Source organism: Acinetobacter sp. YH12227, assembly GCF_013417785.1.
Classification (GTDB): domain Bacteria; phylum Pseudomonadota; class Gammaproteobacteria; order Pseudomonadales; family Moraxellaceae; genus Acinetobacter; species Acinetobacter gandensis.
In genome coordinates this window covers 56,147-75,552 of sequence record NZ_VPDH01000004.1, presented here as the reverse complement: position 1 = coordinate 75,552, position 19,406 = coordinate 56,147, and the positions used below count along the sequence as shown (strand labels likewise).

Genomic DNA, 19,406 nt, shown 5'->3' with positions numbered 1-19,406 from the left:
TGGGGGCAATTCTGCCTTAATCTTTAAAGTTATTGAATTGTAGCGGTACACCAAATTGTTGTTCTTTTAAGAACGCCATAATTTGCTGTAAGGTATCGCGTTTTTTATCTGTTACACGAATTTTGTCGCCTTGAATTGAAGATTGCGCCTTAATGCCGCTTTCTTTAATGGCTTTATTAATTTTTTTTGCGGTATCAGAGTCAAGGCCATCTTTAAGCTTGATGACTTGAACTACATTTTTGCCAGAAGCTGTCATTTTTTGTGGATCTAAAGCTTGAATATCCACCTTACGTTTAAAGAAATGGTTTTCTAACATGCTATAAACTTGTTCACATTGGAAATCACTTTCAGTCGAAATTTTAATTTCCTTATTTTTTTCATTTAGTTCAATAGAAACGTCCTGACCACGGAAGTCAAAACGTGTTGCAATTTCTTTTTGCGTGTTTTGAACTGCATGATTTACTTCAAAAACTTCTAATTCAGAAACAATATCGAAAGAAGGCATAGATTAGACCTTTACAAAGGGAAAGAATATCTGAGATGCTAGGGATGTTTTCTTCATTTGCCAAGTGTTGTTTACATCAAAAGGAGTGCGCAATGATCCGTAAACAAGAAATTACAACATTTGAGTTCCCAGAAGACTCGATTATCTGGGATGTTCGTGATGCCGGTGCTTATGCTGAGGCGCATGTGAAAGGAGCTGTGAACCAGCCAATCACAGCTTTGTCTTCGGAAGCATTGACTCAAGTGTCAACGGATCAACCCATTTACATTTTATGTGGTGGCGGAAGTAAAGCTCCACGTGCAGCTGAATTATTAGAGGGTTTTGACAGCTCACGTGAATACGTGGTCTTAATGGGCGGCACACGTGCAGCTCGTGATGCAGGGTTGCCCTTAGTTCAAGGGCAATAAGACCTGATCAAAAAAAGCGCCGGAAGGCGCTTTTTTTATGCTTATTCTTTGAAAAGTTACTCAGCTTGAGACTGTGATTGAGCTTGAAAATAAGGCTTCTTGGGTTTTAATTTTGCTTTTGCACGTCGAACGAAACGCGCAGCGTGTATTTTATCGAGCAAGGTTGTTGGTATTGGACAAGCTTGCTTCAATACCTGCGCAGCAATGACTTCAGCGCATAGCGGTGCATATAGAAAACCTTTTGAGCCTAAGCCACTACAGCTGTAAATTTCTTTATCTTCATGCACAGCACCGATAACAGGAAAGAAGTCTTTTGTTTGTGCACGAAGGGCGGCACGACCTTGCCATTCAGTGATTGGTGGCAGTGTTTTTGCAAAGTCAGGAAAAATACTGTGGATAAGTTCATAGTTATGCACATGATCTTCAGTTAAGACCTCAGTATCTTCACGACCTGGGTAAAAAGATGCACCCATAATTATTTGATGATCATCAAGCTGCATGCAATAGCCGCCATAGCTATAGGCTTGATCCATTGTTAATTTTTGTGCTGGATTATATAACCAACTCACTTGGCCTCGAATGGCACGTAACTCAGGATAATCGCTTTGCAAATGCATACTTTCACGTGCAGCACAAATTACCACATGATCGGCATGGAGGTGTTGGTCATTTGAATCAATCAGTTCTACTTGACTATGCTGTTGCTTAATTTGAGTAATATCAGCACAGACCAGCTGAATATTGGGGTGTTGTAAAATCTCAACTTTGAGTTCGTGTGGTCGAACAGCACCAGCTTGCTTTAGATTTAAGCTCGGATATATAGATTTGACAGACTGATTTTTAAGATCAGCAGCTTCAATGATTTGTTCAGGATACTCTTTTGCCAAGTTTAGCTGTTCATCTGTATTCTTTAAGATGGATTGATGAATATGCAAAGGGCGAAATGCAGAAAACTGCGGATAATGCTGTAAAGCATATAACCAGCTCAGAGTCATTAAATGCGCGGAAGTCTGTTCAATCGGACTGAGTTTTGGATTGAGTAAAGCAAGTGGATTACCAGACCCCCCACAGAGTGGCTCAGATTTCTCGTAAATACGCACGATGTGTCCACGTTGGGCAAATGCCCAAGCGCAGCTTAACCCTGCGATTCCTGCGCCAATAATCGCGATTTGGCGTTGTTTAAAACTGCTTAAAGCAGTTGTGCTGGGTACTGCTGACTCAAGAGGAGTTTTTTCTTGCGTATTGATTGTTTCAGGTGCTAACCAAAATGCTTTGAGCATTTCTCGTTTGTGCTTATAACCCCGAGGGCGTGTCACGCGAATTCCATGTTGACGCAAGCCACGTTTGAGTACACCTGCAACGCTAAACGAGGCAAAGGTTGTGCCGATGTCAGAAAGACGCACGATATGATTGAGAACTTGTTCTTTCCACATGTCAGGGTTACAGGCTGGGGTAAAGCCATCAAGAAACCATGCATTGACTGTGGTGGTTTTTGCCATGACAGAAAAAACGTCATGTACATCGCCAAGCCATAAATCTATAGAAAAACGTTCGTCTGGAAAATCTAGACGGTGACAGCCTGCGATCGGTTCAGGATATTTTGCAATCAGTTGTTCTGTGAAAGATTTCAATTCTGGCCATGCATTTAAGGCACGAATTAAATCAGCCTTTGTCAGTGGAAATTTTTCCACAGAAATCGCATGTAAATGGCTGTGATTATCAGGGCGAACCTGTTGCCAAAGTTGCCAAAGTGCAAGGATGTTAAGACCTGTGCCAAAACCTGTCTCACCGACACAGAAATACTCATAATCTGTGATTTCAGCCAAACGGCTCTCAAGATCATTTCCGTTTAAATAGACATGACGCGTTTCATTTAAGCCATTGTCTCTTGAGAAATAAACATCACCAAACTGTTTGGATGCAGGAATATCTACACCATCAATCATGTGCCAATCGAGATCGGCAGTTTGAATTGCACTCGACAAAACTAAAGCAACCTTAAATTTTGTTTAGAAAGAAAAATAGGGAGGTGTACTACCACTGGCGACGACGTTTGGTATAGACATAGCTGGCCAATAAAAAGCCAAGTAATACGCCTACACCTAGCGTACTTGCACCATACAAAAACATTTGTGCACTGCGTTCACTTTGGAGGACTTGAACTTGAACACCCAAACTATCATTTTTTAATTGCAGCTCTTGGTTCTGTGCTAAAGCTTCCAAATTGGCTTTTTCCAATTGCTGTAGACGTACAGATTGGTCTTTCACCATTGCCTTGACTTTCGCATCTTGTAAGGCTTTATTTTTTGCTAACTGTTCAATGGTCAGTGGATTGGCTTCCTGAGGTTGACCGTTGGCTTTAATGCTTGCCGAAACAGGCAAAATCCCTGGTTTGTTGGCAGGAATTGTTTGTGGAACGGGTGGTGGTGTTGCAGTCGTTGCTTGAGCAGCAGGGGCTACAGCGGGAGCAGGAGCTGTTTCGACAGCCCATGCAGTTGAACAAATTAAAGATAAGCCCAGTAAACTAGAAACAACGACGTGCATGAGCCTTATCCTTTAGGAAATGCTTTGTTAAATGGTTTTACGTCAATATGACCGTAAACACCTTCTTTTAAAAATGGCTCATCAGCTAACCAAGCATCCAATGCTTCACGGTTATCAAAATCAACAATAATCGTACTACCATAAAAGCCCGCTTGTGGATTGGTTGGGTCTTTTGGCATCGCTCCAGCAACAACTAAACGACCTTCGTCATCTAATTTTTGTAGACGTTCTAAATGTTGAGGACGAACTGCAAGGCGCTTTTCCACTGTACCTTCATTATCTGTACAGCTTACGACGAATAATGGCATGACTTTTCCTGATTTTTGACCGAATGGATTATTCAGAGGTCTTAAAGTATTTACGCAATACAATAAACTGAATAATGATAAAGGAAAACATCACGATCATGTCACCAAATGCAGTGAATTCACCCCAATATTTTCCATCGGCAAATAAATAAGCAAAGAAGGTGTGTAAACAAGACATCACCACAAACATTGCGGCCCATGCATAGTTCAGTTTTTTCCAACCTGCAACTGTTAAATTTAACACGGGGCCAAATAAACGTTCGATAAGCGGCTTCTTATCTTTGCTAAAGAACGGTGAAAGAAGGAATGCACCTGCAAAGACCAAATTCAGTAAGACTGCTTTCAGGCGAATATAAAAATCATCACTGAGAATTAGTGTAATGCCACCAAAAATAACCGTCATAAACAACACAATCCATTGTTGTTTATCTAAACGGAATTTTTGCATGACAAACAATGCGCCATATACCACTAACATGGAAAGCATGAGACCGGTGGTGGCTACAAGGATATTATTATTGTCCACGCCGCCTGCAGAACCAACTAATTGCAATAACGGGTGCTGTGTATCTTTTGGATCTACAGTTTTATATAAATAAAAGAAAATAATGAGTGGCACAAAGTCTAAAAGTGCTTTCATGTTAGAGTATCTAAATCTGATCAAATAAATGACATAGTATAGAGATGCAAGGCGTAGATTTACATACACACAGTAATATTTCTGATGGTACTTTGTCACCTGCAGAATTGGTGCGTGCGGCCAGCCAAATTGGCATACATACCCTTGCGCTTACGGATCACGATACAATGGACGGCTTAATTTTAGCTGAACAGGCGGCAACCGAATGTCAGATACAAATTATTTCAGGTGTAGAAATCTCCAGCCAATGGTCACGACCTGCAACTAAAAAAAGTTATGGCGTGCATATCGTGGCCTTGAATATGCAAAATCCTGAGCCGCTACAAGACCTGTTGAGACAGCAAAAGTTAATACGTGCAGAACGAGCGCGACAAATCTGTGATTTGTTGATTCCGCTAATTGGTCAGGATATTTATCAAGATGTGATTGCCAAAGTGGATAATGAGCCTGACCGAGTGACACGAACCCACATTGCCAAAACATTGGTTGAAAAAGGCTGTGTGTCACGTCCACAACAGGCCTTTGATAAATATATTAAAGAAGGCAAAAAAGCCTATGTAAAATTTGAAGGCCCAAGTCTTGCCGATACCATTGCCGTGATTCATCAAAGTGGTGGGTATGCGGTACTTGCTCATCCAACTCGTTATGATTTATCTGCAACCAATATTCGCTATTTGATTGAAATTTTTGCTCTAGCAGGTGGTGATGCCGTTGAGTTGCCACCGGCGATTGAGCCGCTATCTACTCGCCAAATGGTTGACCGAATGATTGCTGAGCACCAACTCAAAGTTTCGGTGGGCAGTGATTTTCATGGCGACAATATGCCATGGATTAAATTAGGCAATATTCCTCGTGTCAAAGAAGGCCAAGTTGGGATTTGGGAAAGTTTTGTTTAAATATTTCTTTCATCTCCTTGCGGAATATATTCCTTATAGGAGTGAGACGATGTTCTCTCTCCTATAAGGAGAGGGCTAGGGAGAGATAATAAATTAAAGTAAGTTATGGTCTTTGGCTTGAATGGGGGGCGGCGTTGGTTTACCAAGCGTTCCTAACAATTCAATTTCAATGGTGCGGACCATCGAGTCGAGAGGTAAGTCATTGCTTTGCGTTCCGAAAGGCTCTTCAATTTCAGAACTTAACGCATCTAAACCTAAGAATGTATAAGCAAGAATACCGACCAAGAGCGGTGTTGCCAAACCGAGAGTTGAACCTAAACTAAACGGCAGCACAAAACAGAAAAAGTACACGGTACGATTCAGTAAAACAGAATAGGCAAAAGGTAAAGGCGTCGTCGCAATACGATCGCAGCCAGTTTGCACTGTACTCAGTTCCATCACGTGTTGATTCATTTGTGCATAAATTATGTCAGAAATTTCACCTTCTTTCAGCGCTTGCATCAACTCCCATTGAATCAAACTTAAAGTGTATTGTGGAGCATTGGCTTGTTGGTATAACTGGGTAATGGCATTGGCGCTCATCCCACTGGTTTCGACCAATTCAGTAGGATTCGCTGTTTGATGACGTAGTCGATCGCGTAGGACGTTGGCAAAGACGATGACGTGCTGAATCACACGTTCACGACGACCTTGACTGAGTAAACGACAGTCGCGGTCAAAATGGCGTGCATTGGCAATCAAAATACCCCATAAACGGCGAGCTTCCCACCAGCGGTCATAACACGCAGAGTTTTTGAACCCTAGAAAAATCGAAAGTACAACGCCAATTAAGGTAAAGCCCACCAGTGGAAATTCTGGAAAATGAAAGATGTCGACATAAGATAGTCCACCAATCACGGCAGATAAGAGCATCACCACACCGAGCGGTGGTAAAACCTTGGGTAAAATCGTTCCACGCCAAGAAAATAGCACCTTAAAAATACTGGGTTGGTCACGAACGATCATGTTGGAATAATAAATTTATATTTAAAAAAATTATGATGATCTTCATGGTTGAAGGATGCATTGTCAATAGATCTTTCATGCTGTTTTCATTGTGCTGATTAAGCCATGTTCAGCAAAAGAAAAACTGTCTTCTGCGGCAATAATACAATGATCGATTAAACGGATTTCGACCAAGGCACAGGCCTGGTGAATTTGTTCAGTAAGTTGTAAATCAGCAGCGGAGGGTTGAGCATGACCAAAGGGATGATTATGGGCAATGACAATATTGGTGGCATATTCCGATATTGCATAGCGCAAGAGTTGATTGATGGAGATTTCACAGGAATTTAAGCTGCCATAGAACAGTTTTTTAAAGTTTATTTTTCTTAAATGCGCATCCAAACACAGCACACCAAAAATCTCTTGTCGTTCTGATAAAAACTCATATCTTAAATAATTTTTCAGTTGTTCAGAGTGCTGTAAAGCGATAGCTGCATTTTGAACGTGTTGTCCAATATATCGTTTTCCAAGTTCTTTCACTGCCATGAGTTGAGCAAATTTACTGTTTCCAATACCGTGAAACTGGCGTAAATCCTCAAGTGATGCATCCATTAAAAGATTCAGTTGCCCATAATGCTGAATCAGCAGGCGAGCCAACTCGACCGCTGAATGTTGCTGTGAACCTGAACGTAGAAAGATTGCTAGCAGTTCAGCATCGGATAAACTTTCAGCACCTTGATGGATGAGGCGTTCACGTGGCCGTTCGAGTTCAGGCCAATTTTTTATAGAATTATTCATTGTTGTTAGACTTTTTTATTATCAGTGATCCAGCTTTTTAAAGTTGGATTGTTGGGTCAGCCAATATTTAATGCTATTGTGAGCGCCACTGCAACAGATAGGTAGCCTGTTCGTGAGCTTTGATTTAAGTGTAATGCCCACTAAAAATATTCTTTTAGCTGTAACTGGCGGTATCGCAGCATATAAAAGTGCCATTCTTGTGCGTCGACTAAAAGACGCAGGGTTTGATGTACGTGTTGTAATGACTCAAGGTGCACAAGCTTTTGTCACACCTTTGACCTTTCAAGCCTTGTCGGGCAATCCGGTACATACCGAATTGTTAAACCCTGAAGCTGAAGCAGGTATGGGGCATATTGAATTGGCACGTTGGGCTGATTTAGTGCTCGTTGCACCTGCAAGCTGTGACACCTTGGCAAAATTTGCCGCAGGTCTAGCGGACGATTTGCTCTCAACTTTATACCTTGCGACCAAAGCTCCAGTATGGGTTGCACCTGCAATGAATCAACAGATGTGGGCGGCGAAAGCGACCCAACGCAATCTCAATACATTAGTTGAAGATGGCGTGCACGTGATTATGCCAAATGCAGGTTCGCAAGCCTGTGGTGATGTAGGGCTAGGGCGTATGCCAGAGCCTGAAGATCTAGCAGATCAAGTGACGGCTTATTTCCATCAAGCTCAGCGTGCAATCGCGGAAAAATTTGGCATGTTGGCAGGCAAGCATGTTGCAATTACGGCCGGCCCTACACGTGAGTCGATTGATCCAGTACGTTATATTTCCAATCACAGTACCGGAAAAATGGGCTTTGCTTTGGCAGCCGCATGTTATGCCGCAGGTGCTAAAGTTACGTTAATTGCTGGGCCGGTTAGCCTTGATACGCCAAATGGTGTACGCCGAATTAATGTGCAATCTGCCATTAAAATGCTGAATACCAGCTTGGATATGCTAGAAGAAGGTTGCGATATCTTTATTGCAACGGCTGCGGTGGCGGATTATCGCGTGGCTGAAGTTGCAGAGCATAAGATTAAAAAAGCCGGCGATGAGCTTAATGTTGCACTCATTAAAAATCCGGATATTGTTGCGACCATTGCGCAGCAAGATAAACGTCCATTTATGGTCGGTTTTGCTGCCGAAACCCGTAATGTGGAAGAATATGCCGCAGGCAAGTTGATTGCAAAAAAACTGGATATGATTGCGTGCAATGATGTGTCGCGTTCTGATATTGGTTTTGCTTCGGATGAAAATGCGATGACAGTGTTTTTTGCTGAGCAATATCAGATGGAAAAGCGTGATTTAGAGAAAGCATCTAAACAAGAAATTGCACAACAATTGGTTGAGGCGATTCATGATGCCTTACATTATGAGCCTGAAGTTGACGAAGACTGATTCAGATGAGTTGATAATTCAGTCGTTCAAATTATAAAAAGCTCCTGATAAGGGGCTTTTTATCAGAATAAAAATAAAGATGCCTAGATTTTTATTGCTGTACCAGGCGGCCAAAAATGTCAATTTGATACTTAAAATGTCAGTTTTTACCCGCCCATGTTAGGGCTTTAAAAGGTGAGATATCTATTTTAAGTATTTGATATTAAAATTAAAAAATAAATACCTTTAGAGTGTTATTTTACTTGTGCTCTTTGTCGATTTCGATACTATGATAAGTAGAGTGAGATCATTAAAACGAATTTTCCTGAAAATGTGATCTTCTTGGTTAAAGAATAAAACGTGCATCATGGGGGATGTAGCATGTTGCGAATTCTATTTATCGCAGTTGCCTTGAGCTTTGTGGGATGCAGCTATTTTGTTTCGACCGACGAATTGTCAGATCGTATTGAATTACAAATGCAACGAGAGTTTGATCAAAATGCTGCGTATCAACAGTATCATTTGAAAATACAAGATTTTAAAATTTTAGAGCGTCAGGGAACCAGTTTTAAAGGGCAAGCCACACTGAAATATGATGGGCAGTCCTATCAAATACCCGTGCAAATTTATAAAGATGTGCAGGGGTATTCATGGAAAATTGAGGAAAGTGCTTTTGCATTCATTGATGAGGCTGAAGTGGCCAAATATCAGACGCAATTAGACGAAGAATTTAAAAATATCAGCGCTGAATTGGATCATGACAATACCCAAGAATCTGTTGATGCACCTCAGCAAAGTTATGTCGGATTGCGTGAAGAACAAGATGCTTCAGATTATAAATGGACTGAATATGACGATGAACCCTTTCCAAACGGTAATATTACAGTCAATAGCCACTAGTTAATTTTGAAATAGAATATTCAAATAGATCATAAAAAAAAGCCCTAAAATATTAGGGCTTTTTATTGCGTTTATTCAACGATGATGGGCTTAGGATGATCTCGCAAATAATCTTCAGTGCGTTGCATGGCTTCTTTAATGTTGGCAATTGCATTTTCAACATCCGCAAATGTTTTAGCATTGCCGCCACTTAAGGCCTGACGCCACTTGCGTGCACCTGGTAAGTTTTGGAACAGACCCAAAATATGACGGGTAATAATTGAAAGTGGCGCACCTTCTTCCATGCGTTTCGCTATATAAGGCATCATTTGATCCATAATGTCGAAGCGATTTGGCATGTCTAAATCCCACAACTGACCTAATTCAGCCAATAAGTAGGGATTATGATAAGCCTCACGACCGATCATCACGCCATCGACATGTTTCAAATGTTCTAATGTTTCAGCGTAAGTTTTTACCCCACCGTTAATCTCAATCAGTAGATTTGGACGTTCCTGTTTTAGGCGATAGACATCTTCATAACGTAGTGGCGGCACATCACGGTTTTCTTTTGGTGATAGACCTTGCAGTAGGGCAATACGGGCATGCACAATAAAATTGTCGCAACCTGTTTTTGCAACAGTATCGACAAAATGCAGCATTTCTTCATAAGACTGCATATCATCAATACCAATACGGTGTTTTACCGTTACAGGAATATCGACAGCATTACGCATTTCGCCAATACATTCTGCAACTAAATTAGGCTCAGCCATTAAGCATGCGCCAATTTTATTATTTTGGACGCGATCACTCGGACAGCCGACATTCAGGTTAACTTCGTCATAGCCCCAGTCTTGGGCCATCTTGGTACAGGTGGCTAAATCTTTTGGATTCGATCCGCCCAATTGCAGTACGATCGGATGCTCTTCATGGTTATAGTCAAGGTGACGATTAGCACCACCAAATAAAATGGCGCCCGTTGTCACCATTTCGGTATACAGAATCACATTGGGATTAAACAGACGTGCGAAGAAACGATAATCTTTGGTGGTCCAATCCATCATTGGCGCAACACTGATTCGTGGTTGAAGTTTATTTTCAATGGTTGTGAGATCAGTCATTAAAAAATCACGCCTTAAATGAACAGAGAACAGGAGAAAAGCTTAACGGGATGCAGTCAAAAAGAATGCGAAATGCGCTGAAAAAAACCGCATTTTAGAACGGGCGCAATATTAGCATAAAAAAAGAATACAGACATTCTATCCCACTCGCTACTTCGTATTTACCGAGCGTATCTTTAGATTCCTCGGGTGTAAGCACTGATCCTACGATCTTAAATCTTTCAAACATTTTAGCTTTAAGCAGCCGAACGAGAGGCAGGATTTTATCTTTTGTAGTGGATAATCTATAATTTAATGAATTGTGTTGGATAAGCACATTTCAGCATTTTGCTCTCCATTTTTTTAATCTCCCTTATTGGTTATGTCACTATTTTCTGAACATTTAACACGTGGTCAATTTTGTATTTCTTTTGAGTACTTAACCACAGCCAAGCCACAGCATGTGGTGAATCATTTTGCTGGATTTTCAGCATTTATGACCTTGGCTGATCGTGTGCAAACGGATACTGATCCTACACCTTTGGAAGTGGCCAATGACTATCCTCAACAAGTGGAAAAAATACTGCACTTCTCTGGTAAAGGGCGAGACATTTCCGACTTTGAAGTGTTCTTAGATGAAGCTCAGGAACAGTCGATTGAAAATCTATTGTTACTGACTGGAGATAAGCTCAAACAGCACAATGACGGTGTTCACAATCCCGCTTTGCGGAGCCGTTATCTAGAGTCTGTCAATCAAGTCATGGCGGCAAAACAGCAGGGAGGGTTTTATTTGGGCGTGGCGTTTAATCCCTTTAAATATGCTCAAGCTGAACGAGACGCCCAATATTTTAAACTTGAGAAAAAAATTAAAGCTGGTGCAGATTATGTGATCACTCAATTGGGTTTTGACACGCAAGTTCTGGCTGATTATCAACAATATATGCAGCAGCATTTTGCTCAGATACCGGTACTTGCTTGTATTATGCCACTGACTTTTGCGCGTGCAAGATTTATGGCGAAACAGAAAGTTGCAGGCATCGTATTAACGCCTTACATGCTGAGTTTTTTACAGCAAGAACAACTGGCGGACGCACAACAAGCAGAAAAAAATGTTTATGCACGCTGCGCATTACAGATACTGATGTGCCAAAAAATGGGCTATGCGGGGGTACATCTGTCAGCTTGCCATAAAGCTCAAGAACAAAACAAATTAGCTTTAGCACTGGCTGAATATGCGAAATTGAGTTTGCAAGAATGTCAAAACTTGTGGACTACTTTATGGCAGTCAAATTCAGTAGAAGATTTTCAACCCATCTCCGCACACGATCATGCTGCACCGCTTGAGCAAGTGTTGAAATATAAAAGTATGCATCTGATGCATGAAGTCTTTTTTAGCTCCAAAATGGCGAAAGGCGTCGGTGGTTTGATTTTTGCTGCCAAACTATGGAATAAACCTAAAGCGGATGATGCTTTACTGAAGACTGAGTTTATAAGTAAGCATGGTATTGTCGGCTGTGAAAGCTGTGGTCAATGCAGACTTGGTGAAACCTTATATATTTGCCCAGAGACTTGCCCGAAAGGTTTAGCCAATGGCCCGTGTGGTGGTACCACTTTAGACCGCTGCGAGTTTGAAGACCGTGAATGTATTCATTCAGTCAAAGCGCGTTTAGCACAAAGCGTTGGACAAACAGAGGTGTTAAAACAAAGCTTAATTCCAACAGTTGCTATTGAAGCCCGACAAACCAGTTCATGGAAAAACTGGTTCTATCCTCAGAAAAGTGAGCTGAGTTAAGGTGAATATACGAGTTGAACTTCATTCATGTTGAGGTTCTTCTTTAAGTGGGAATGGCTTAAAGATCAAGGCAAACGTGATCAATTATTAAATAAAGATAAACCACATTAAGATTTAATAATTGTCTAAATGAGTGTCTGGACTTAAGCAGGGACTGCATCAATATTTATTCAAAAACTAAACCCTTAGGTCACCTTTCTTTTGGCCGACTTAAAGTTTTTTTATTGTGTAGTTCTCTGTATTTAGAGTAAGTTCAAAAGGTAGAAAAATAAACGAATAATCAAGTTTTGAGGGAAAAGCAGAATGATGCTGCTAGAAGAAATATTTAAAAGTAAAAAAGCTGAACATACAGATCAATTTAATTTACGTATTCATCGCGGTTTAAGTTGGTTGAAAAAATCACAAGATTTACAGGAAGATTTAGATCTGCAATTTATCAGCTTATGGGTGTCGTTTAATGCGATCTATGCGCAGGACTTACACGTTAGTCAGGATAAACAAACACTGAGGCAGTTTTTACATTTGATTTGCCAAAAAGACATGGAGCAAAAGATTTATAAAATATTATGGGAGCGTTTTAGTCAGCCTATCCGGATATTTTTAGATAACCCGTATGTCTATCAAGGTTTTTGGGATTATCAAAACCAAAAGATTAGTCAGCAAGCGTGTCGTGAAGGGCTAGAGCAAGAAAAGCAAAAAGTCCTCCGTGCTTTAAAAGAGCAGGATTCTATTGATATTTTAATGGTGCTTTTTAACCGCATGTATACCTTACGTAATCAATTAATTCATGGCGGTGCGACCTATAATAGTTCAGTAAATCGTAAACAGTTAAAAGATGCTTGTAATATTCTTTCGGCTTTATTGCCGGTATTTATGTTTGTATTACTCGAAAATGCGGCCACACTCGATTTAGGAAAACCCTTTTATCCTGTGGTGCAGGTGAGTTAGCTTGCCTTATTTCATAAGCTATTTTGAGTGTGTTTGAATTTATAACTTGCGTATTCCTTAATACTTAAAAGCCTCATATTTGAGGCAATTGAGTATTCATGGCGTACTTAAATGCTTTCAGCGTTGGCTTTAGGTTGAGGACGGTGAAACTGATCAAATAAAATAAAAATTGCCGCTGCGAAGACTAAGCTTAAACCTGTTAAGCACGTCATCGGCCAACCTCCGTGATGCCATGCAAATACGCCGAGTGCTGAGCCACACGCGCCACCAATAAAATAACTGGTCATATAAATCGAATTTATTCGTGAACGAGCAATTGGGTTTAATTGGAAAATAATGTTTTGATTACAACTATGCACCATAGCTAAACCTAAACTAATTAAACCGTAGCCAATGGTATAGAAGCCCAGTGAATTTCCACCTATATATAGAAGTCCCCAACTGATTGCTAAAATTGTGCAGCCGACCCAAGTTAATATGGTGTTATAGCCTTGATCGGCTAAGCGACCAACCCATTGTGTTGAAAGTGCACCAAACACACCGACTAATGTGACAATTCCCACCCACACGTCTGCCAGATTAAAAGGTGGCTGAGTTAAGAGCATTGCAATTGTGGAAAACAGCATACTCATCGCAGCAAATACACAGCCACCAATCAAAGAGCGGTAAACTAAACGTCGCTCTTGTTTCAGCAAACGACCCATCGATTGAAAAATTTTTAGATAGGTCATTTGAATAATACTCACACTTGGCAGCCGCGTTTTAAGCAGCAGTGCAATGATCAACATTAAAACGGCACTGAGGACATAAATGGCTTTCCAATGAATTAAATTGGACAGCAATCCAGATAAACTGGTTGAGAGTAAAATGCCAACGAGAAGCCCACTCATCAAGAAACCAACCACAGCCCCAGTTTTTTCTGAACGGACGGCTAGCGTGACTAAAGGTATCAGTACCTGCGCTGCGACGGAGAATAGACCTGTAATAATCGTGCCGATCCACAACATATATAAGTTAGTGGATAGGGCACATAGCCCTAAACCTATCGCTGCACCTAACATTAACAACGGAATGAACTTGGCTTTATTGACAATATCACCTAATGGCACAATGAACAGTAAACCCAATGCATAGGATATTTGTGCAAAGGTTACGGTCAAGGCCACTTGTGACTGCGGTATTTGAAAGCTGTGCTGAATGGATGCAATCAATGGTTGGCAATAATAATTAGCACCGGCACATAAACCACAGGCCATGGCCATAAGCCATAGCAGCGTTTTATCGTGGCTAATGTCAAGAGAGGCATTCATAAAATTGTCCAGATGTTGCGGCGTGAACAATACGCTCAATATTGTTCTACTTGCGAAGTGAGCCCACTATAAGGAAAAAAGAACGGTGCTTAAAGTATTTCTCTGTGAAAAGGTACGCAGAAAATTTTGATGAATAAAGTTTATTTTTTCTTATTCAAGGTAATCATGCAGACCCCGAGCATGTTGAGTATGCAGCCTAACCATTGCCATGTATTTAAATGTTCATTCAGTAAGGCGACAGCCAAAAGAATGGTTAGGATCGGGCCAACTGACGCAATCATTGCAGATTGGCCTGGGCCAAGTCGGACGATACTTTGCATCAATAGGATCGTTGGTAATACGGTCACCAGTAAGCCGAGAGCTAGTCCATACCCCCAAATACCCAAAGGTAATTGAGTTAATAACTGGAATGGCTCCGGGGTTGCAATCCAAAAATGTAGCATCATGCCAATACAAGCAATGCTCAGTGCCAAACCAGTAAAATGCAGAGAGCCAAATTTTTGCATCAGGCGTGGGGTAAGGAGTAAATAGATTGAGAACAAGATTGCACTGGCAAAAACCAAGCTAGCGCCCAACCAAAAATTAGCATCATGCGGCGTATGACTTTGCTCTTGCAGCATGACTAAAACGGTACCGCCATAACTCAGAATAATGGCCAAAATGGCTTTTAAGCCTAATGGTTTTTTATAAATCGCTGCAGATGCGATGACCGTCAAGGTGGGATAAAGAAATAAGATAATGCGCTCTAAAGATGCACTGATGTACATCAGCCCAAGAAAGTCCAACCAACTAGAAAAATAATAGCCCATCAATCCCGATAATATGAGTAATGCCCAATCTTTCGCTGTAATACTGTGATAACGCTGGCGACTGTACCATGCAATGATAAGAAAAAATGGCAATGCGCTCGCCATACGTAACGCCATTAATAAGGTCGCATCGACTAAAGGAGATAAGGCGTATGCTTGTTTGATGAAAATCGCTTTAGTACTAAATAAAAACGCTGCCGCGATCGCACAACTTGCACCGATGAAGTGCGGACTAAGCGTTTTCGATATCATCTTTAAACTTCCTGAAGGCTTTAAAAGTCAAAAAACATCTTAATTTTTAAATGAGTGGGATGCATTTTTTCTCATTATAAAAAATGCCAGTACAGATGATAAATGCAAAAAAAGAATAGGTTCTATTCCTTGTTTTAGCCTACATTTCGTGCATTGCACGTGTATTTAATTTGAATTGTCGAGAGAAATGACAATGTTTTCTGTTTTAGAAAAATGAACGTAGAAGTCATGTCGAACAGATATCTTGAATAGTATTTTGTGATTGCACCTTAATGGTGCATTAACTAGATTTTAGCCGAAAAAAAATACACGCCCATCATGCTATAAAATGTTGATGAAAATTTTTTTTAAGCCAATATTTTAAATTCTTAGACTTAAGACCAATGAACACTGTTTCACCACATTGCATAAATTAGCATCAAAAAATGCGCTATTCATGCTAAACAATTGGAATGACTATTCTGACACATAACCCATTTAAGTCGGTCAAAAATAGATGAGGCTATGCGCGTCTAAAATGTCAGAAAGGTCAACGCCTCGTTAAATTTTAAACGAAGTGGTTGTTTATCAGTGCTTGAATTGAATTTTAAAGATGAATTGTCAGTCGTTTTAGAAGTGCGAATTGTCAAAAAGATCAACCAATGTTTAATGGCAAGATCCTAGTTAGTAAAAATAGTGATGTTTAAATCATCAAAATAGTTCTAAAAGTTATAGTTAGTATAAAAAACACGCATAAATGAACCAATAAATCTGAATAATTGAGATATCGCACCATTATTTTCATGAATCATGAGTTCAAAATATGGTCATTTATTAAATAAATATTGGGTAGTATTTTAGAAAATTTCAATTAGAATCCAAAAATTGTACAAAAATACATCCTGAGGGGAGACATCGCAGGTAGCGATGTTTACTTAAGAAAAATTAGCTTGAGGAACGCTCATGCAGATCGGAATTCCAGCCGAAACTGTTGTCGGTGAAAATCGCGTCGCTGCGACGCCTGAAACAGTAAAAAAATTGATCAGCGCTGGCCATAGCGTGGTTATTGAACGTAATGCTGGTGTTAAAGCCGCTTATATCGATAGTGCCTATGAACAAGTCGGTGCCAAAATTACGGATGATGCCTATACCGGTAGTCAAATTATTTTGAAAGTACGTGCACCGAAGGGTGACGAAATTCAAAAACTTGCAGCAAACACAACTGTGGTTGCAATGTTTGACCCTTACCGCAACACCGAACTTGACCAATTTGCGGCACAAAACGTGTCTGCATTTGCATTGGAACTTTTGCCACGTACTTTATCTCGTGCACAAAACATGGACGTATTGTCTTCTCAAGCCAACTTGTCAGGTTATAAATCTGTGTTGCTTGCAGGTGCTGAATATCAACGTATGTTCCCAATGTTAATGACTGCAGCGGGTACAGTGAAACCTGCACGTGTAGTGATTATGGGCGTGGGTGTTGCGGGCTTACAGGCAATTGCAACGGCGAAACGTTTAGGTGCAGTGGTTGAAGCAACTGATTTACGTCCTACAGCACGTGATCAAGTGGAATCACTTGGCGGTAAATGGTTAGACGTACCAATGTCTGCTGAAGAACAGCAAAAAGCAGCAGATGCAGCAAAAAATGGTTATGGCTGGATGCCGGGTGAAGAATATATCCGCGATCAAGCGATCATTGTGGATAAAGCAGTTTCAAATGCCGATATCGTGATTACCACTGCGTTGTTGCCAGGCCGTGATGCGCCTCGTCTGATTAAAGCTGAAACTGTTGCCAAAATGAAACCGGGTTCAATCATTCTTGATATGGCGGTGGAAACTGGCGGTAACGTTGAAGGTTCAGTCTGTGGCGAAAATGTCATGACAGCCAATGGCGTGAAAATTCTTGGTATTCCAAATATTCCTTCTACAGTGGCGACAGAAGCATCGGCACTATATGCACGTAACGTATTGAATTTTGTCGATACCATGTTTGATAGCGAGAAAAACTTTGCCATCAATCCAGAAGAAGAAATTCAAAAAGCACTACTTGTCACTCATGGCGGCCAAGTGCTGCTGAAACGTGGTTAAGGAGAATCATCATGGTTGAAACGATTACTATTTTTGTCCTTGCAATCTTTGTCGGTTACTACGTGGTTTGGGGTGTTACGCCTGCACTGCACACGCCTTTAATGGCGGTAACGAACGCACTGTCTTCAATTATTGTTGTGGGTGCAATGATTCAAACTGTCGGTATTCCTGGCATTGTGGATGCAAGCGTTCAATTTCAAAGCATTAATGCTGTGAGTATCTTGGGTGCGATTGCTGTATTCCTTGCAAGTATCAACATTTTTGGTGGTTTCGCAGTTACTGCGCGTATGCTTGAAATGTTCAAACCTAAGCAAAAGAAAAAAGAGGGTTAATTGATGGAATTTATTCGAGAGTATGCGGATTGGTTCTACCTGATTGGTGCCGTTCTTTTTATTTTAACGCTTCGTGGGTTGTCAGGTCCTAAAACTGCGATTCAGGGTAACCGATACGGTATGATCGCAATGGCAATTGCGGTTTTGACAACATTCTTTGTGGCAGATCATCCTGTAATTTGGATGATTGTTGGTGCAATGGTATTGGGCGCTGTGGTTGGTATTGCACGTGCACGTACGGTTCCAATGACTCAAATGCCTGAAACTGTGGCTCTGATGCACTCGTTGGTCGGTCTGGCTGCTGTACTGATTGCGATTGCTGCAATTCTACATAACAACCAACTTACAGCGTTATTTGCTGAAAACGAAGCAGCTTTAACGGCTGCTGGTGTTGAACATGCACACATGAGCAAAGTTCATTTATTTGAATTGTTTGTGGGTTGCTTCGTTGGTGCCATTACATTTACAGCATCTGTTTTTGCTTACGGTAAATTGGCTGCCAAGAAATGGGCAAAAACTATTTCAGGTGGTTGGGTTAAACCAGTTCAAGCACTGATTTTCCTTGCAATGTTGGCATGTGGTATCTATTTTTTCACCACAGGTAACATGAATGCATTCTGGGCAATGACTGTACTTGCACTTGCTTTTGGTTGGGTGTGGATTGCGCCAGTGGGTGGTGGTGATATGCCAGTAGTGGTATCACTTCTAAACTCATTCTCAGGTTGGGCGGCAGCAGGCATTGGTTTCACGCTTGAAAACAATATGTTGATCGTTGCAGGTTCGCTGGTTGGTTCATCAGGTGCGATTCTGTCTTACATCATGTGTAAAGCAATGAACCGTTCAATCATCAACGTATTGTTTGGTGGTGCAATGGGTGGTACAGCCGTTGCAGCGTCTGATAATGGTGAAAAAGTTCAACGTAATCATCGTTCTGGTTCTGCTGATGATGCTGGCTTCCTCATGTCAAATGCGGACAGCGTTGTGATTGTACCAGGTTATGGTATGGCGCAAGGTCGTGCACAAAATGCGGTTAAAGAACTGTGTGAAATCTTAAAAGAACAAGGTGTAAAAGTACGTTTTGCCATTCACCCAGTCGCTGGTCGTATGCCAGGTCATATGAACGTATTACTTGCTGAAGCAGATGTTGCGTATGAAGATATTTTGGAAATGGACGAGATTAACTCTGACTTTCCAGCAACAGATGTGGTGCTCGTGATTGGTGCAAACGACGTTGTCAACCCAGCGGCAAAAGATGACCCAAGTTCTCCAATTTATGGCATGCCAATTTTGGAAGCACATAAAGCACGTACTATCATGGTGATCAAACGTTCTATGGCAACAGGTTATGCGGGTCTAGACAATGACTTGTTCTATAACGATAAGACCATGATGATTTTTGGTGATGCGAAGAAAGTTGTGGAAGATATGACCAAAGCGATTAATGGCGGCGGACACTAATACAATTC

The 19,406-nt window shown here is 41.0% G+C and carries 19 protein-coding genes; 9 read left to right on the top strand and 10 right to left on the bottom strand.

The annotated features are described in order from the left end of the window. Nucleotides 1–16 precede the first annotated feature (16 nt). Nucleotides 17–505 carry a YajQ family cyclic di-GMP-binding protein gene (locus FTV09_RS01660; RefSeq protein ID WP_067767945.1) on the bottom strand — a complete coding sequence of 163 codons (489 nt, stop codon included), beginning with the start codon at nucleotides 503–505 and terminating at the stop codon, nucleotides 17–19. A 92-nt stretch (nucleotides 506–597) separates the two neighbouring features. On the opposite strand from FTV09_RS01660, the gene FTV09_RS01655 reads away from it, so the two are divergent. After that, nucleotides 598–912 carry a rhodanese-like domain-containing protein gene (locus tag FTV09_RS01655; protein WP_067767942.1) on the top strand — a complete coding sequence of 105 codons (315 nt, stop codon included), beginning with the start codon at nucleotides 598–600 and terminating at the stop codon, nucleotides 910–912. A gap of 56 nt (nucleotides 913–968) precedes the next feature. Here the strand turns inward: FTV09_RS01655 and mnmC are convergent, their stop codons facing one another. From mnmC to FTV09_RS01635, 4 genes are read right to left on the bottom strand one after another with little or no spacing between them, the layout of a single operon-like run. After that, entirely contained in the window at nucleotides 969–2,897 is a 1,929-nt protein-coding gene (gene mnmC / locus FTV09_RS01650) for an FAD-dependent 5-carboxymethylaminomethyl-2-thiouridine(34) oxidoreductase MnmC (RefSeq protein WP_180056458.1), read from the bottom strand. 49 nt (nucleotides 2,898–2,946) lie between these two features. Then, nucleotides 2,947–3,456, bottom strand: a complete 510-nt coding sequence (locus FTV09_RS01645; RefSeq protein ID WP_067767936.1) for a hypothetical protein — start codon at nucleotides 3,454–3,456, stop codon at nucleotides 2,947–2,949. Nucleotides 3,457–3,461: 5 nt separating this feature from the next. Beyond that, nucleotides 3,462–3,764, bottom strand: a complete 303-nt coding sequence (locus tag FTV09_RS01640; protein ID WP_067767933.1) for a YciI family protein — start codon at nucleotides 3,762–3,764, stop codon at nucleotides 3,462–3,464. 28 nt (nucleotides 3,765–3,792) lie between these two features. Then, nucleotides 3,793–4,404, bottom strand: coding sequence for a septation protein IspZ (locus FTV09_RS01635; protein ID WP_067767930.1), 612 nt, complete (start codon nucleotides 4,402–4,404; stop codon nucleotides 3,793–3,795). A gap of 44 nt (nucleotides 4,405–4,448) precedes the next feature. Between FTV09_RS01635 and FTV09_RS01630 the strand changes: the two genes are divergently transcribed. Further along, nucleotides 4,449–5,300 (top strand): PHP domain-containing protein, encoded by an 852-nt coding sequence (locus tag FTV09_RS01630; protein ID WP_180056455.1) that lies wholly within the window; start codon nucleotides 4,449–4,451, stop codon nucleotides 5,298–5,300. 93 nt (nucleotides 5,301–5,393) lie between these two features. On the opposite strand, the gene FTV09_RS01625 is transcribed toward FTV09_RS01630, so the two are convergent. Both FTV09_RS01625 and radC read right to left on the bottom strand, forming a co-directional pair. Continuing rightward, nucleotides 5,394–6,305, bottom strand: a complete 912-nt coding sequence (locus tag FTV09_RS01625; RefSeq protein ID WP_067767924.1) for a bestrophin family protein — start codon at nucleotides 6,303–6,305, stop codon at nucleotides 5,394–5,396. Nucleotides 6,306–6,380: 75 nt separating this feature from the next. Beyond that, complete coding sequence (gene radC, locus FTV09_RS01620; protein ID WP_180056453.1) at nucleotides 6,381–7,082, bottom strand: DNA repair protein RadC; 702 nt, start codon at nucleotides 7,080–7,082, stop codon at nucleotides 6,381–6,383. 112 nt (nucleotides 7,083–7,194) lie between these two features. Here radC and coaBC point away from each other — a divergent pair, with 112 nt between their 5' ends. Both coaBC and FTV09_RS01610 read left to right on the top strand, forming a co-directional pair. Continuing rightward, entirely contained in the window at nucleotides 7,195–8,466 is a 1,272-nt protein-coding gene (coaBC, locus tag FTV09_RS01615) for a bifunctional phosphopantothenoylcysteine decarboxylase/phosphopantothenate--cysteine ligase CoaBC (RefSeq protein WP_067767901.1), read from the top strand. Between the two features lie 360 nt (nucleotides 8,467–8,826). Then, nucleotides 8,827–9,345, top strand: a complete 519-nt coding sequence (locus tag FTV09_RS01610; RefSeq protein ID WP_180056452.1) for a hypothetical protein — start codon at nucleotides 8,827–8,829, stop codon at nucleotides 9,343–9,345. A 71-nt stretch (nucleotides 9,346–9,416) separates the two neighbouring features. Here FTV09_RS01610 and dusA read toward each other — a convergent pair whose 3' ends face one another. Continuing rightward, entirely contained in the window at nucleotides 9,417–10,448 is a 1,032-nt protein-coding gene (dusA, locus tag FTV09_RS01605; RefSeq protein ID WP_067767884.1) for a tRNA dihydrouridine(20/20a) synthase DusA, read from the bottom strand. A gap of 361 nt (nucleotides 10,449–10,809) precedes the next feature. Between dusA and FTV09_RS01600 the strand changes: the two genes are divergently transcribed. Both FTV09_RS01600 and FTV09_RS01595 read left to right on the top strand, forming a co-directional pair. Next, nucleotides 10,810–12,219, top strand: coding sequence for a methylenetetrahydrofolate reductase C-terminal domain-containing protein (locus FTV09_RS01600; RefSeq protein ID WP_180056450.1), 1,410 nt, complete (start codon nucleotides 10,810–10,812; stop codon nucleotides 12,217–12,219). 303 nt (nucleotides 12,220–12,522) lie between these two features. Continuing rightward, nucleotides 12,523–13,167 carry a HEPN domain-containing protein gene (locus tag FTV09_RS01595; protein ID WP_067767878.1) on the top strand — a complete coding sequence of 215 codons (645 nt, stop codon included), beginning with the start codon at nucleotides 12,523–12,525 and terminating at the stop codon, nucleotides 13,165–13,167. Nucleotides 13,168–13,274: 107 nt separating this feature from the next. Here the strand turns inward: FTV09_RS01595 and FTV09_RS01590 are convergent, their stop codons facing one another. Together FTV09_RS01590 and FTV09_RS01585 are read right to left on the bottom strand one after the other, a co-directional pair. Beyond that, nucleotides 13,275–14,477: an MFS transporter gene (locus tag FTV09_RS01590; RefSeq protein WP_180056448.1), complete on the bottom strand. Its 1,203-nt coding sequence runs from the start codon at nucleotides 14,475–14,477 to the stop codon at nucleotides 13,275–13,277. Between the two features lie 140 nt (nucleotides 14,478–14,617). Next, nucleotides 14,618–15,535, bottom strand: a complete 918-nt coding sequence (locus tag FTV09_RS01585; RefSeq protein WP_373687680.1) for a DMT family transporter — start codon at nucleotides 15,533–15,535, stop codon at nucleotides 14,618–14,620. 945 nt (nucleotides 15,536–16,480) lie between these two features. Here FTV09_RS01585 and FTV09_RS01580 point away from each other — a divergent pair. From FTV09_RS01580 to FTV09_RS01570, 3 genes are read left to right on the top strand one after another with little or no spacing between them, the layout of a single operon-like run. Beyond that, entirely contained in the window at nucleotides 16,481–17,608 is a 1,128-nt protein-coding gene (locus tag FTV09_RS01580; RefSeq protein WP_067767868.1) for an NAD(P) transhydrogenase subunit alpha, read from the top strand. Between the two features lie 11 nt (nucleotides 17,609–17,619). Then, a complete protein-coding gene (locus tag FTV09_RS01575) occupies nucleotides 17,620–17,940 on the top strand; it encodes a proton-translocating transhydrogenase family protein (protein ID WP_067767865.1) in 321 nt (106 codons plus the stop codon). A 3-nt stretch (nucleotides 17,941–17,943) separates the two neighbouring features. Next, nucleotides 17,944–19,398, top strand: a complete 1,455-nt coding sequence (locus FTV09_RS01570) for an NAD(P)(+) transhydrogenase (Re/Si-specific) subunit beta (protein ID WP_180056444.1) — start codon at nucleotides 17,944–17,946, stop codon at nucleotides 19,396–19,398. Nucleotides 19,399–19,406: the final 8 nt, after the last annotated feature.